Source organism: Kitasatospora sp. NPDC088351 (genome assembly GCF_040685575.1).
Lineage (GTDB): Bacteria > Actinomycetota > Actinomycetes > Streptomycetales > Streptomycetaceae > Kitasatospora.
The window spans coordinates 174,771-188,896 of the sequence record NZ_JBFBIL010000003.1 but is presented as its reverse complement, the minus strand read 5'-3'; the positions used below and the strand labels follow the sequence as shown (position 1 = coordinate 188,896).

Below are 14,126 nucleotides of genomic sequence, written 5' to 3'. Positions count from 1 at the left end.
ATTCTCCGCGATGCAACGGCATTTCGCCGACGACACTCCGGTAACGTGTCAGGATTCCCTCAACCACCTCAGCGGTTTGACGACAGGAAGCCCAGAACCCCATGAGCGACAGTCACTCCCCTCACGGCTTCGACCTGGTGCGCCGTGGGTACGAGCGCGCCCAGGTCGACGAGCGGATCACCAAGCTGGTGGCCGACCGTGACAGTGCCTTGACCCGGATCAGTGCGCTGGAGAAGCGCATCGAGGAGCTCCACCTCGAGACCCAGACCGCCCAGGCGGCGGTCACGGAGACGGAGCCCTCCTACGCCGGTCTCGGCGCCCGGGTCGAGAAGATCCTGCGGCTCGCCGAGGAGGAGGCCAAGGACCTGCGCGAGGAGGCGCACCGCGCCGCCGAGCAGCACCGCGAGCTGGCCGAGGCGGCCTCCCAGCAGGTGCGCAGCGAGGCCGAGAACTACGCCAAGGACCGCAAGGCCAAGGCGGAGGACGAGGGTCTGCGGATCGTCGACAAGGCCAAGAGCGACAGCGCCCAGCTGCGCGCCGAGGCCAACAAGGACGCCCAGAACAAGCGCGAGGAGGCGGACGCCCTCTTCGAGGAGACCCGCACCAAGGCCGCCCAGGCCGCGCTGGAGTTCGAGACCAACCTGGCCAAGCGCCGCGAGCAGTCCGAGCGCGACCTGGCCGCCCGTCAGGCCAAGGCCGAGAAGCGCCTCGCCGAGATCGAGCACCGGGCCGAGCAGCTGCGCCTGGAGGCCGAGAAGCTGCGCACCGACGCCGAGCGCCGCGCCCGCCAGACCGTCGAGACGGCCCAGCGCCAGTCCGAGGACATCGTGGCCGACGCCAACGCCAAGGCCGACCGGATCCGCAGCGAATCCGAGCGCGAGCTGGCGGCGCTCACCAACCGCCGCGACAGCATCAACGCCCAGCTGACCAACGTCCGCGAGATGCTGGCGACGCTGACCGGCGCGGCCGTGGCCGCCGCCTCGCTGCCGAACGACGACAGCATGGGCGTGCCCGCCCAGCAGTCGCGCTGACGCATCACCGACAGGCCCTCACCCGCCCGGGTGGGGGCCTGTTCTGGTTCCCCGCCAGTCCCGCCGCCCGCCCGGCCCCGGCCGGTCCGCCGGATCGCGCCGGATCACGGTGGGCGGGGCACCGGCCCGTCCGGCACCCCGCCCACCCCGCCCACCCCGCCCACCCCGCCCACCGCGGCCATCACAGCCACCGCGCTCAGCGCGGGTACGCGCCGTCCGGCCGCTGGTACCCGCTGCTCAGCTGGTTGCCCTCGTCGTCCGACACGGTGCCGAACCACGAGGTGCACCAGACCGTCACCGAGTCCGGCCAGTACTGCACCTCGAAGGGGTGCCCGGGGCCGTAGTCCCCGTACGAGGTGACGATGAACGTCTCCCCGGGCCGCATCCAGTAGTCCTCGCCGAGCGGCTCCAGGGTCAGCTCGACCAGCGCCTCGCCGCGGTTGGTGACGGGCATCCGGCCGGTCACCTCCAGCGCCGAGAAGTCCCAGCCCGCCGCGTCGCCACTCATCCGGCGACCCGCGCCAGCAGTCTGCGCACCGCCGCGTCGAACGCCTCCGGCGCCTCCAGCGCGCTCAGGTGCCCCACGCCCGGGACGACGGTCAGCTCGGCGTCCGGCCTGGCCCGGACCATCAGCTCGGCCTCGGACAGCGGCGTCAGGCCGTCCTTCTCCCCCGCCACCACGGCGGTCGGCACCCGTACCCCGGCCAGCACGTCCAGGGCGTCCGGCCGGGCCGCCATCGCCCGCTGCGCCCAGGCGACGGCCGCCGGTGACGCCTCCGCGATCATCCCCTCCACCCGCTCCACCAGGTGCCCGGAGTCCGGCCCGAGCTGCCCGGCCGCCGTCCGCTCGTCGAGCAGCAGCCGGACGCTGTCCCGGGCCAGGACGGCGGCGGCGATCCGCTCGCGGTTGGCCCGGGCCGCCTCGGTGTCGGCGGTGGCCCTGGTGTTGGCCAGCAGCAGGCCGGCCAGCCGCCGCGGGTGGCGGCGGGCGAAGGCCAGCGCCACGTACCCGCCCATCGAGAGCCCGCCGACCACCGCCCGTTCGATGCCGGCCGCGTCCAGCAGCAGCGCGACATCGTCGGCGACGGCGTCCAGCGAGGGCTCGTCGGTGCCCAGCCCGGTGCCGCCGAAGCCGCGCTGGTCGGGGGCGAGGACGCGGGCCTCGTCGCCGGTCAGTCCGGGCAGGGCGTCCAGTTGCGCGGACCACATCGAGGCGTTGTGCGGAAAGGCGTGCAGCAGCACGAGAGGTGTTCCGGTACCGCTCTCGCGGACCGACAATGCGGAGGGGAGCTGGGTCATGGGCCCACCGTAGTTCGGCGTACCCGGCGGGCCCACTCAGCGGGCCGCCATGTCCGCTTTGTCATATCCTGACGGAGAGTAAGGGAGCGCGAATGATCGAGTTGCACGACCTGACAAAACGTTACGGCACGACCCTCGCCGTCGACCGGCTGAGCTTCCAGGTCCCGCAGGGCGTGGTCACCGGCTTCCTCGGCCCCAACGGCGCGGGCAAGTCCACCACGATGCGCATGATCCTCGACCTCGACCGACCCACCTCCGGCCGCGTCACCATCGACGGCAAGCGGTACGGACAGCTCAGCGAGCCGCTCAAGTACATCGGCGCGCTGCTGGAGGCCAAGGCCGTCCACCCCGGCCGCACCGCCCGCGACCACCTGCTCTGGCTCGCCCAGAGCAACCGCATCCCGACCGGCCGGGTGGACGAGGTGCTCAGCCTGGTCGGTCTCACCTCCGTCGCCCGCAAACGCGCCCGCGGCTTCTCCCTCGGCATGGGCCAGCGCCTGGGCATCGCCTCGGCGCTCCTCGGCGACCCGGAGATCGTGATGTTCGACGAACCGGTCAACGGGCTCGACCCGGAGGGCATCCTCTGGATCCGCAACCTGATGAAGCGCCTCGCCGCCGAGGGCCGGACCGTCTTCGTCTCCTCCCACCTGATGAGCGAGATGGCCGTCACCGCCGACCACCTGGTCGTCATCGGCCGGGGCCGGCTCCTCGCCGACCTGCCGATGCCCGAGTTCATCCGGCGCAACTCCCGGTCCGCCGTCCGGCTGCGCACCCCGCAGCCGGAGCTCCTGCTGGACGCGCTGGCCGGCGCCGGGCTGCGCGGCGAACCCGGCCCCGACGGCTCGTACGAGGTGGTCGACGGCAACCTCGCGGCGCTCGGTGAACTGGCCGCCGTCCACGGCGTGGTGCTGCACGAGCTCAGCCCCCAGCAGGCCTCACTGGAGGACGCGTTCATGCAGATGACGGCCGACTCCGTGGAGTACCACGCCGGGGCCGGCGAGGGCTTCGACGCGGCCGGCGCGCCCGGCGCCTGGGGCGCCCGGTGGCACGACGACGGCGCGGCGCGGAAGACCGTGCCGGCCCGGCAGGAGGAGAACTGAGATGGCGTCCTTCCCGGCGGTCCTGCGCTCCGAGTGGACGAAGATCCGCAGCGTCCGCTCCACGGTCTGGACGCTCGCGCTGACCTTCGTGGTCACCCTCGGCCTCGGCGCGCTGCTGTCCCTGCTGACCAACAACAACTTCACCGAGTTCCACCGCAACGAGCAGACCCCGTTCGACGCGACCGGTACCGCCTTCTCCGGCATCATCCTCGGCGAGCTCGCCATCATCGTCTTCGGGGTGCTGGCGGTCGGCAACGAGTACAGCAGCGGGATGATCAGGGTCACCCTGGCCGCCGTCCCCCAGCGCGGCACCCTGCTCACCGGCAAGGCGGTGGTCCTCGGCACGCTGGCCCTGGCGGTCTCGCTGGTCACCGCGTTCCTCACGTTCTTCGCCGGCCAGGCGCTGCTCGGCGACCACTCCACCGGCCTCGGCGAACCGCACGTGCTGCGCGCGGTGTTCGGCGCGGCGCTCTATCTGACGATGCTCTGTCTCTTCTCGGCCGGCGTCACCGCGATGCTGCACAACCAGACGCTGGCCCTGGGCGTGCTGGTGCCGTTCTTCTTCCTGCTCTCGCCGATCCTCTCGGCGGTGCCGAAGGTCAGCACGCTCGCCCACTACTTCCCCGACTACTCGGGTTCGCGGATGATGCTGGTCTACGAGCAGCACGGCCAGCCGTACGGTCCCTGGGCCGGCTTCCTGATCTGCCTGGCCTGGACGCTGGCCGCGCTGGTCGGCGGGGCGCTGGTGCTGAAGAACCGCGACGCCTGAGCCCCCCGGTCTCCCGGGCCCCGACGCGGCGCCCCGCCGGTCTCAGTACCGCGGGGCGCCGCGGCCTCGCTGGACGTTGGAGGCCCGGCGGTCGCGGGCGCCCCAGCAGGCCCGGTGCCAGTGCCGGCGGTCGTCCACCCCGGCACCGTGCGCCGGCCAGGCCACCACGTGGCCGACGCCCGGCGGGATCTCCTGGTCGCAGCCAGGGCAGCGGTAGTAGCGGCCGGCCGTCCCGGCCACCGTCTGCACCACCCACTCGTCGCCCTGGTAGGTCTCCGTGCGGCGCAGCGAGCCGCCGAGCGGGGCGGCCGGCTCCGAGGCCTCGCGGTCGGCTGCGCTCTTGATCCGGTTGCGGCGGGGCGACACGTCTGGCTACCTCTCTGCGGGGGTTCGAAACCGTTCCAGCCTACGGCCGGGAACTCCTCCCCCGGGCCCCTATCACGGCATCGTCCGGCACTTCGGTGTTTCCGGTGATATCCACCCGTTCTCCAGAGAAATTCAGGGTTCAGCGTGCCATTGGCACATGACATGGGCTACTCACGAGGGGACAGGCGGGGCCCGCAGACCCTGCGCGCACCCGAGGAGGCCCACCGATGACCAAGACCAGCCCCCGAGCCACGACCCGTCGGCCCGTCGGGGTCCGGCCGCCCGCCCCCGGCCCCGCGCTGACGTCCGCCGCCGGGGTGACGGCCGTGTCCGACACCCCGCTGCCCACCCCCCAGCGGGCCGCCGTACTTCCCGCGGACACCGCGCCGGTACGGGTCGGCGCGTTCCTGCTCTCGGCGCAGTTCCCCGGGCAGACCCACGGCGAGGCGCTGGACCGCACCGTCCGGGCCGCCGTCGAGGCCGAGCGCGCGGGCCTGGACAGCGTCTGGCTCGCCGAGCACCACTTCGTCCCGTACGGGGTCTGCCCGAACGCCGCCACGCTCGCCGCGCTGCTGCTCGGCCGCACCCGCCGGATCGGCATCGGCACGGCGGTCAGTGTGCTCTCCACCGCCCACCCGGTGACGCTCGGCGAGCAGGCCGCGCTGCTGCACCTCACCTCGGAGGGGCGGTTCACGCTCGGGGTGGGCCGCGGCGGGCCCTGGATCGACCTGGACGTCTTCGGCGGCGGCGTCGACGCCTTCGAGCAGGGCTTCCCGGAGCGGCTCGACCTGCTGCTGCGGTGGCTGCGCGGCTCCCGGGTGGGCGCGGACGGCCCGCAGTTCAGCTTCCCCGAGGTGGCCGTGGTGCCCCGGGCCGCCGAGCCGCCCCGCCGCCCCGGCCTCGGATCCTGGCTGGGCCTCGGCGATCAGGCCGGGCTGCTGCGGTTCCCGCGCCAGCGCAAGGACGCCGACGGCCCCGACGGGGAGCTCGGCAGCAGCGGGCGGCCGGTGGCCGGCCCGCCGGTGGTGGTCGCCTGCACCTCACCCGGCGGGGTCAGGCTCGCCGCCGAACGCGGCCTGCCGATGCTGCTGGGCATGCACTCCGGCGACGAGGACAAGCTGCGCATGCTGGAGCTGTACCGGACCGCCTGGCTGGCCGCCGGGCGCGGCGAGGAGCAGCTGCGCCGGGTCGGCCGCCAGCATGTCGCGGCCGGCGTGGCCCAGGTCGAGGACCGCACCTCGGCCGCCCGGGCCACCCTGCTGCGCGCGATGCCCGGCTGGTTCGAGTACGGGCTCGGGGCACACCGGACGGTCGACGGACGGGAACGCAAGATGCGCGACCCGCGCGAGTACACCGAGCTGCTCTGCGACCTGCACGCGGTGGGTACGCCGAAGCAGTGCGCCGACCGGCTGCTGGCCACCGCCGAGCGGACGGGCATCCGCCGCTTCGCGCTGCTGGCCGAGGGCAGCGGCGACCGCGACGCGACGCTGCACAACATCGCCCGGCTCGGCTCCGAAGTGCTGCCGCAGCTCGGCTGACCGGTGCCCGACGGGCGGTGCGGACACGGGGGCCGGCGGGGGCCGGTGGGGAGGCCGTCGAACGGCCCGGGCCGCCCCTCCTCCGGTCAGGAGGCGGAGCGGCCCGGTGGCGTTCCGACACGGCCCGGCGGCCGGTCAGCAGTCCCGGAGTTCCTCGGACTGGTTGAGCAGCTGTTCCCGGACGGAGGTGAAACGGTCGAACCGCGCCTCGTTGGCGTCCGAGGGCAGGAACACCGCCACCCGGTGACAGTTCTGAAAGGCCAGCCGGACGCCGAAGTGCCGCTGCAGGGCACCCCGGATGGCATCACTGGCGAGGGCCCGGAGGAGCTGGCCGCGGGCCTGCTCGCCGGGCGGCGGTACCTGGTTGTCGGCGAAGTCGGTGCCGTCGACCTTCGCCTGGGCGACCAGCGAGCTGATCAACTCCCAGGCGTACGGCAGGGAGACGCGGACGCAGTCGACGAATTCCCGCTCGTCGACCTCGCCCCGCTCGGCCTTCTCCAGCAGGGCCGGTGAGACGTCGAGCGACATGGATTCTCCTCTCGCGGTCCACCCGCGCGGCGCCCGGGTGGTGATGCGTAGTCCAAGCTGAGGGTGAGGGTGGGCGAATCGCGCGTGATGTCCGGAACACCGTCGAACGGCTGTTTCCGGCACCGTGCGAGGGCGGCGGCGCCGCAGGACGTGTCGAGGGCGCCGACCGCTCAGAACAGCGTGGCAGCCAACGGTGGGCCCAGCCGGTTATTCCTGCGGATTCCTCCGGAAATACGCCTCGGTGCACCAGATTGGCCAGATCCCGTCGGATCGTTCATCTGAAGTCTCCGTCCCCGTTGACAGCGCTCCCGCAAGCATGCCGTCACACACGGTAGCGGCCCATGGGTGTGAGCGCCAGAGCGCGGCGGGCAGTCCTCGGACCGCCGGGCCTCCATGTTCGCGGGGTTCGTGCTTTCTTCACCCGGGCGTCGCGGAATCGCATCAACTGGCCCCGGTGGGCTAGCGTGGTCGACCGTGCGTCTCGTAATTGCCCGCTGCTCAGTCGACTATGCCGGTCGGCTCTCCGCCCATCTGCCCTCCGCCACCAGGCTCATCCTGGTCAAGGCCGACGGCAGCGTCAGCATCCACGCCGACGACCGCGCCTACAAGCCGCTCAACTGGATGTCCCCGCCGTGCGCTCTCAAGGAGGCCGACGGGATCTGGACGGTGGTGAACAAGGCCGGTGAGAAGCTCATCATCACGCTGGAGGAGGTGCTGCACGACTCGTCCCACGAACTCGGGGTCGACCCGGGTCTGATCAAGGACGGTGTCGAAGCGCATCTCCAGGAGCTGCTGGCGGACCGGATGGAGGTGCTCGGCACCGGCTGGTCACTGATCCGCCGCGAGTACCCGACCGCCATCGGCCCGGTCGACATCCTCTGCCGCGACGCGGACGGGGCGACCGTCGCCGTCGAGATCAAGCGGCGCGGCGAGATCGACGGCGTCGAGCAGCTCACCCGCTACCTGGAGCTGCTCAACCGGGATCCGCTGCTCGCCCCGGTGAAGGGCGTCTTCGCCGCGCAGGAGATCAAGCCCCAGGCCCGGGTGCTGGCCACCGACCGGGGCATCGGCTGCGTGGTGCTGGACTACGACGGGCTGCGCGGCATCGACGACGACAAGCTGAAGCTGTTCTGACCGGCTGTTCCCCACCCCACCGGTCCCTACCGGGGCGTCCCGGGCGGCGAGGGGGTTCCGGTCGGCGGTGAGGCCGACCCGGACGGCGTCGTGGGTACCGCGCTCGTCGGCGGGTCCGACGGAGGGGTACTCGCCGGCACGGTCGGCCGGCCCGATGGCTGGCTCGGTGGCTGCGCCGGCGGAACCACCGGCGGCTGCGGCGGCGCTCCGGAGGCCGGCGGCTGCGGGCTCTCCTCCGTCGCGCTCGGCGACCTGGTGGGCTTCTTCGTCGTGGACGGCGAGTGCGACGGCGTAGTGGTGGTCGCCGACGGCGTGGGGCTCGTCCGGTCCGCCGTCGCCGGCTCCCCCGATTCGCCCGGGTCGCCCGGTACGTCGGTGCCGCCGGAGGCGGTCGGACGGGGGCTGGTGCCGGAGCGCGGCAGGACCGGGGTGCCGGGCAGGCCGGAACCGTCGTCGGTGCTGCTGTGCGGATCGGTGCCCTTGTGCTCCTCCGGGCCGGCGACGCTCAGCGCGACCGCCGTGCCGAGCACCCCGAGCGCGAGCACGGCCGCCGAGGCGGCGACCACGGTGCGCCGCTTGTGGCCGGCCGTGCCGGGGGTGGTCTTGAACCGCCAGGGCACCTGGGCTATCGACCTGATGCCGGGGCGCCGCACGGGCGCCGGGCCGGACGGCTCGGCGGCCGGCAGCCGGCGGCCGTCGGCGCGCAGCAGGTCGAGCATCCGGCCGGCGGCGACGACCCCGCGCTGCTCACCGAGAGCGGCCCGCAGGGCGAGCGCGGCCTCCAGCTCGGCCACCGCCCTGGCAGGCTCCCGGGCACAGATCGCGTACACGCCCAACTCGTGGTGGAACCAGGCCTCGTCGGCCTGTGAGCCGGCCCGGCGGGCGGCCTCCAGGCCCAGCTCGAGCGCACGCTCCCAGGCCCCCCAGCGCAGCGCCAGCGCCAGCGCGGGGGCGGCGGCCCGGGCCAGCCGCAGCACCGAGGCCGTCCGGCCGGCGGCCCGGTCGGCCAGCAGCGCGCCGATCACCACCTCCGCCTCGGCGGCGATCTGTTCGGTGGAGACCGAGCTGTGCCCGACCCACCAGGCGAAGTGCTGGGCGGCGCCGTCCACGCTGTCGCGGGCCGGCCAGTGCGGGGCGAGGAGTTCGAGCGCGCCCGCGGTCAGCCGGTGGTGGCCGCCGATGGACACCGCGAGCCCGGCGTCGGCGAGTTCGTGCAGCGCGTTCTCGCCCTGGCCGACGTCGATCAGCGCGGGCAGGTGCGGCGCGGTCGGGCACTCGCCGCCGAGCGCGACGGCGAGGCGCAGCACGGCCTGTGCGGGCTCGCTCAGCCCCTCGGCGAGCCGGACGGCGGGTGAGGCGCTCTCGGCGACGGACGGCAGCGGGACGGTCCGGCGCAGCGCGCCTTCGCGGACCGCGGGGTCGGGGTCGTGGACGGGCTCCCGGACCGCGCCGAAGACGTCCAGCCGGTCCTCCTCGGCCGCGACCAGCGCGTCCACCGCGACGTCCCGCTGGCGCAGCAGCGCGGCGGCCTGGACGAAGCGCAGCGGCAGGCCCTCGGACTCGAACCAGAGGTCGACCGCCCAGGCCTTCTCGGTCTCGTCCAGCGGCCGGCCGGCCAGCCGGGCGGCGAGCCCGAGACAGGCGGACCGGGAGAGCCCGGCGACGAGGTGGTCCTGGAGCCGGGAGCCGGGCGGCAGGACCGGGCCGTCGGGGGCGACGGAGATCAGGAAGGCGCAGTCGGGGGCGGCGGCGAGCAGCCGCTCCAGCTCGGGCCCAGCCGGTTCGACCTCGTCGATCACCACCACCGCGCCGACCTGGGCGAGGTGCTCGGCGAGCGTGCCCGGATCCGGCCGGTAGCCGGGGGCGTGGTGGGTGGCCGCGAAGAGGTCCTGGAGCAGATCGGCGGCGGTGCGGCGGTGGCCGCAGAGCTGGACGACGCCGCCGGGGGCGAGGTCGCCGGCCGCCTCGGCCACGGCGGACAGCAGGGCGCTGCGGCCCGAGCCGGCCTGGCCGACCAGGCGTATCGAGCGGCCCTCGGCGAGCAGGGCGAGCAGCCGGGCCGTGTCGGCCTCGCGGTCGAGCAGCGGCAGGTCGGCGGGCCCGGCGCCGAGGGCGAGCGGTCCGACCGCGCGGCCCGGGCCGCCGACCGGGCCGCGGGCGGGCTCGGTACGCCCGATCCGGCGGGGGCGGGGCCGCCACTCCTCGGGGCAGGGCCGTGCCTCGGAGCCGTCCGGGGTGCCGACGCTCACCAGCAGGCCGCCGGAGACCAGCTCACCGCCCCGGATGCGCACGGCCTCCTGCCGGAACTCACCGGATGGCTGTCCCACGTTCTGCTCCCCGCCCCATGCCCGGCCGTCCGGCGCCCCACGCCGACCGGCCGACGACTGCGTACGGCCGCGTACGGGTCGGGGCGGCTCCCGGCCGAAGGCTGGGGAGCCGGACCTGGCCCCGGCGGCCGTCTTCCTGAGGGCAGACTCTTGCACATCCGCGCCCGCTGGTGCAGGGCGGTCCCGCCCCGGGCACCGGGCCGTCCCGGCGAGGCGGGCGGAGCGGGCGGAGGGCCGGTCCGGCGATGCGCCGCGCACGCCCGGCGGGACCTCCCGGACGGGCCCTACAGCACCGGCCCCAGCGCGGGCAGGGTGGCACCGAGCGGCTCGGCGACGACACCGTCCACGGCGAGGATGCGGTGCAGCCGGGTGGCCACCAGCAGCCGCTGGAGCTGGGCCGGGACGGAGCGCAGGACGAGCCGGCGGCCGATCCGGCCGGCCCGCCGGTGGGTGCCCATGATCACGCCGAGACCGGTCGCGTCCCAGAACTCCAGCCGGGCGAGGTCGAGCACGAGGTCGCCCCGGCCGCCGTCGACGGCCTGGTGCAGCCGGGCCCGCGCGTCGGCGGCGGTGCGCACGTCGAGGCGGCCTTCGATGGCCAGCGCCGTCTGGTCGCCGGTGATGCGCATGCTCTCCTCCTCGGCCTGGCAATCCTGGTACCGGGTCGTTCCGCCCCGGCCGCGCCGGGCCTGGAGGCGGGGTGTCCATCCGGGCGGGCCTGTAGCCCCGCGCCCGGGCCCGGCCGGAATGCCGGGTTCCCCCTGATCTGACGGCGAACCAGCACCACAGGTTGCTGGTTCAGGCCAGATCTGAGTCAACTTCACTCGTCCGAGGGAATATACGCAGTAAGTCTCCATACCTACGCTCGATTCCCGCCCAAATCACCCGTCTGCGGCACCGGCGTGAGGAAACTCACCCGGCTCCGGCCGGGCCTGCCACGCGGTGCCACGACCGCGCGGCCGCCCCGGCCATTCGTCTGCGGAGCTCACGCGCCCGGGTGCGGGTAGAAGCCCCGGCCGCTCTTGCGGCCCAGGTCACCGGCGGTGACCATGCGGGCCATGATCTCCGGCGGGGCGAACTTCTCGTCCTGGGTCTCGGCGTAGATGTTGCGGGCGGCGTGCAGCAGGATGTCGACGCCGGTGAGGTCCGCGGTCTCCAGCGGGCCCATCGGGTGGCCGAAACCGAGCCGGCAGGCGGTGTCGATGTCCTCGGCGGTGGCGACGCCCGACTCGTACAGCTTGGCGGCCTCGACGACCAGCGCGGTGATCAGACGGGTGGTGACGAAGCCGGCCACGTCGCGGTTGACGACGACGACGTCCTTGCCGACGCCCTCGGCGAAGGCCCGGGCGGCGGCCAGCGTCTCGTCGCTGGTCTTGTAGCCGCGCACCAGCTCGACCAGCTTCATCAGCGGCACCGGCGAGAAGAAGTGCACGCCGACGACCGACTCGGGGCGCCGGGTGGCGGCGGCGATCCGGGTGATCGGGATGGCGGAGGTGTTGGAGGCCAGCACCGCGCCGTCCTTGGCGAGCTTGTCGAGCTCCCTGAAGACGCCCTCCTTGACGTCCAGCTGCTCGAAGACCGCCTCGACCACGATGTCGGCCTCGGCGACGGCGCCCAGGTCGGTGGTGGTGGTGATCCGGCCGAGCGCCGCCTCGGCGTCCTCGGCGCTGAGCCTCCCCTTGGCGACGAACTTGTCGTACGAGGCGCGGATGCCCGCGAGACCGCGCTGCAGCGCCTCCTCGGTGACGTCCCGCAGCACGACCGGGTGCCCGGCCTGCGCGGAGACCTGGGCGATGCCGGCCCCCATCAGGCCGGCCCCGATCACGGCGATCTGCTGGCTGGACGCGTTGCTCATGGCTGGTCTCCCGGATGCCGTCGCCGCCCTGCGGGCGGGCCCTGAAGGCGGCTCAGGGCAGGGATCACCCACCTGGAGCCGCGTCGCTCATGCGCGGACTCTAATGCCCGCGACGGCCCCGTGGTGCCAATCGAGAGTGTGATCTGTGCCCGACCCGGTCCGTCACCGAAAGGTCGGACGGCAGGACCGTCCGATGCTCAGACGGTCAGCCCGAGGTCCTGCGCCAGGATCGCCGCCTGCACCCGGCTGCGCAGCCGCAGCTTGGCCAGGATCCGGCTGACATGCGTCTTGGTGGTCGCCTCCGCCATCTCCAGCCGGCCCGCGATCTCGCCGTTGGACAGCCCCGCGCCGACACAGGCCAGCACCTCGCGCTCGCGCGGCGTCAGCCCGGCCACCAGCGCCCGTACGTCGGGCCCCACCGTCCGCTCCGGGCGGGTGAAGGTGCCGATCAGCCGCCGGGTCACCGAGGGCGCCAGCATGCCGTCCCCCCGCGCCACCGTGCGGATGCCCTCGACCAGGGTGTCCGCCTCCAGGTCCTTCAGCAGGAACCCGGCTGCGCCGGCCCGCAGCGCGCCGTAGACGTACTCGTCCAGGTCGAAGGTGGTCAGCACCAGCACCTGGGCCGCCCCGGCGGCCACCACCTCCCGGGTCGCCGAGACGCCGTCCAGCCGGGGCATCTGGACGTCCATCAGGACGACGTCCGGACGCAGCTCCAGCGCCAGCCGTACCGCCTCCTCGCCGTCGGCGGCCTGCCCGGCCACCTCGATGTCCGGCTCGGCCCGCAGGATCATCACCAGCGCCGCCCGGACGGCCGCCTGGTCCTCCGCCACCAGCACCCGGATCGTCATGCCCGTCCCTCGCCCTTCTCCGTCACCAGTGCGCGCGGCAGCACCGCGCGCACGCTCCAGAGCCCTCCGCCCGGGCCCGCCTCGAAGCTGCCGCCGAGCAGCCCGGCCCGTTCCGCCATGCCCACCAGACCGGCCCGCGCACCCGGCAGCCGCCGGTCCTCGCCACCGCTGTACGGGCTGTCGACGGCGATCCGCAGCTCGTCCGCCCCGAACTCCAGGAGCAGCCGGACCGTCCCCGGCCCGGCGTGCTTGAGCGCGTTGGTCAGCGACTCCTGGACGATCCGGTACGCCGCCAGCCCGACCGGCGCCGGCAGTTCGCCGCGCTCGCCCCGCTCGGTCAGCTCGAAGGCCAGCCCGACGTCCTGCCCGGCCGCCCCGGCCTTGGCCAGCAGACTGTCCACCGCGGCCAGGTCGGGTGCGGTGTAGGACTCGTCGACCGCTCCCCCGCCGCTGTCCCGCAACAGGCCGATCATCCGGCGCATTTCGGCCAAACCCTGGACGCTGTTCTCCCGGATCACCGCCAGCGCCGCCACCAGCGGATCGTCCTCGGGCCGCCGCTGACGGCGGGCCAGCGACTGCGCGCCGGTGGCATGGATCGCGATGGCGGACAGGTGGTTGGCCACCACGTCGTGCAACTCCCTTGCCATTCTGGCCCGTTCGGCACCCACTGCCTCCCGCCGGTCCATCTCGGAGAGCAGCGCGGTCTGCTCGGCCCGCAGCCGCTCGTTCTCCGCCTCCTGACGGTGCTTGCGCACGACGTCACCGGTCCACACCGGCCCCAGGAAGATCAACGCGGTGACCACCATCACCGCGATCGCCTTCGGGGCGTCGGTGTAGACCAGCGTCAGGGTGCTGAGCACCAGCACCGAGACGCCACCGCTCAGGTGCAGGACGCGCGACATCCGGCGGCTGCCGTAGATCACCGCCGCGTAGAGCAGGTCGGTGTACATGATGGTGGTCGCCAGCAGCGCGCCGTAGAAGACGCTCACGGCGAAGGCCAGCCCGCCGACCGTCACGGTCAGGACCGGCCGGCGGCGCCGGAACGGCTCCAGGGCCGCCGTCACCAGCAGCGGCGGCAGCACCGCCCAGCGGGGGACGGTCGCGGGCTCCTCGTACACCCGGAACGCGATCAGCACCAGGCCGCCGAGCAGCCCGAGGAGGGCGATCGCGCGGTCTTCCTGCTGCGGGGTGAGGACGGGTCTGCGCACGGCCCCATCAGATCACCCCCGGCGGGGTGCCCGGCTCCGGTGCGGGGAGGAGCCGCCGTACATCGAAGGATGCAGCCCGGGCTCGCCTTCCGCGACGATGACGGGCCGGGCCGCGCACGGAAG

Annotated in this window: 14 protein-coding genes; 5 read left to right on the top strand and 9 right to left on the bottom strand. The window is 74.0% G+C overall.

Translation table 11 applies throughout. The features are described 5' to 3' along the window. Positions 1 to 101: 101 nt before the first annotated feature. Positions 102 to 1,031: a cellulose-binding protein gene (locus AB0P06_RS03800; protein WP_363604839.1), complete on the top strand. Its 930-nt coding sequence runs from the start codon at positions 102 to 104 to the stop codon at positions 1,029 to 1,031. A 196-nt stretch (positions 1,032 to 1,227) separates the two neighbouring features. Here AB0P06_RS03800 and AB0P06_RS03795 read toward each other — a convergent pair whose 3' ends face one another. Continuing rightward, positions 1,228 to 1,539 (bottom strand): hypothetical protein, encoded by a 312-nt coding sequence (locus tag AB0P06_RS03795; RefSeq protein WP_363604838.1) that lies wholly within the window; start codon positions 1,537 to 1,539, stop codon positions 1,228 to 1,230. After that, positions 1,536 to 2,330, bottom strand: a complete 795-nt coding sequence (locus tag AB0P06_RS03790; RefSeq protein ID WP_363604836.1) for an alpha/beta hydrolase — start codon at positions 2,328 to 2,330, stop codon at positions 1,536 to 1,538. The genes AB0P06_RS03795 and AB0P06_RS03790 overlap by 4 nt, the downstream gene beginning before the upstream one ends. 92 nt (positions 2,331 to 2,422) lie before the next feature. Here AB0P06_RS03790 and AB0P06_RS03785 point away from each other — a divergent pair, with 92 nt between their 5' ends. Both AB0P06_RS03785 and AB0P06_RS03780 read left to right on the top strand, forming a co-directional pair. Further along, positions 2,423 to 3,430, top strand: coding sequence for an ATP-binding cassette domain-containing protein (locus AB0P06_RS03785; RefSeq protein ID WP_363604834.1), 1,008 nt, complete (start codon positions 2,423 to 2,425; stop codon positions 3,428 to 3,430). A gap of 1 nt (position 3,431) precedes the next feature. Next, positions 3,432 to 4,199 (top strand): ABC transporter permease subunit, encoded by a 768-nt coding sequence (locus AB0P06_RS03780; protein ID WP_363604832.1) that lies wholly within the window; start codon positions 3,432 to 3,434, stop codon positions 4,197 to 4,199. Between the two features lie 42 nt (positions 4,200 to 4,241). Here the strand turns inward: AB0P06_RS03780 and AB0P06_RS03775 are convergent, their stop codons facing one another. After that, complete coding sequence (locus AB0P06_RS03775) at positions 4,242 to 4,565, bottom strand: ATP/GTP-binding protein (RefSeq protein ID WP_363604831.1); 324 nt, start codon at positions 4,563 to 4,565, stop codon at positions 4,242 to 4,244. Positions 4,566 to 4,792: 227 nt separating this feature from the next. On the opposite strand from AB0P06_RS03775, the gene AB0P06_RS03770 reads away from it, so the two are divergent. Continuing rightward, on the top strand, positions 4,793 to 6,103 hold the full coding sequence (locus AB0P06_RS03770; protein ID WP_363604829.1) for an LLM class flavin-dependent oxidoreductase: 1,311 nt from the start codon (positions 4,793 to 4,795) through the stop codon (positions 6,101 to 6,103). A gap of 135 nt (positions 6,104 to 6,238) precedes the next feature. Here the strand turns inward: AB0P06_RS03770 and AB0P06_RS03765 are convergent, their stop codons facing one another. Then, positions 6,239 to 6,631: an SCO5389 family protein gene (locus tag AB0P06_RS03765; protein ID WP_363604828.1), complete on the bottom strand. Its 393-nt coding sequence runs from the start codon at positions 6,629 to 6,631 to the stop codon at positions 6,239 to 6,241. 474 nt (positions 6,632 to 7,105) lie between these two features. On the opposite strand from AB0P06_RS03765, the gene nucS reads away from it, so the two are divergent. Further along, positions 7,106 to 7,765, top strand: coding sequence for an endonuclease NucS (nucS, locus tag AB0P06_RS03760; protein ID WP_363604827.1), 660 nt, complete (start codon positions 7,106 to 7,108; stop codon positions 7,763 to 7,765). 26 nt (positions 7,766 to 7,791) lie between these two features. Here the strand turns inward: nucS and AB0P06_RS03755 are convergent, their stop codons facing one another. The 5 genes from AB0P06_RS03755 to AB0P06_RS03735 all read right to left on the bottom strand — a co-directional run bounded on the left by AB0P06_RS03755 (position 7,792) and on the right by AB0P06_RS03735 (position 14,003). Then, positions 7,792 to 10,092 (bottom strand): ATP-binding protein, encoded by a 2,301-nt coding sequence (locus AB0P06_RS03755; RefSeq protein WP_363604826.1) that lies wholly within the window; start codon positions 10,090 to 10,092, stop codon positions 7,792 to 7,794. Positions 10,093 to 10,376: 284 nt separating this feature from the next. Next, positions 10,377 to 10,721 carry an STAS domain-containing protein gene (locus tag AB0P06_RS03750; RefSeq protein ID WP_363604824.1) on the bottom strand — a complete coding sequence of 115 codons (345 nt, stop codon included), beginning with the start codon at positions 10,719 to 10,721 and terminating at the stop codon, positions 10,377 to 10,379. Positions 10,722 to 11,077: 356 nt separating this feature from the next. Next, the gene (locus AB0P06_RS03745) at positions 11,078 to 11,947 is read right to left on the bottom strand and encodes a 3-hydroxyacyl-CoA dehydrogenase family protein (protein ID WP_363604822.1); all 870 of its coding nucleotides are present in this window, start codon (positions 11,945 to 11,947) and stop codon (positions 11,078 to 11,080) included. 197 nt (positions 11,948 to 12,144) lie between these two features. Beyond that, positions 12,145 to 12,795, bottom strand: a complete 651-nt coding sequence (locus AB0P06_RS03740; RefSeq protein WP_363604820.1) for a response regulator transcription factor — start codon at positions 12,793 to 12,795, stop codon at positions 12,145 to 12,147. Continuing rightward, a complete protein-coding gene (locus AB0P06_RS03735) occupies positions 12,792 to 14,003 on the bottom strand; it encodes a histidine kinase (RefSeq protein ID WP_363604819.1) in 1,212 nt (403 codons plus the stop codon). The genes AB0P06_RS03740 and AB0P06_RS03735 overlap by 4 nt, the downstream gene beginning before the upstream one ends. Between the last annotated feature and the right edge of the window lie 123 nt (positions 14,004 to 14,126).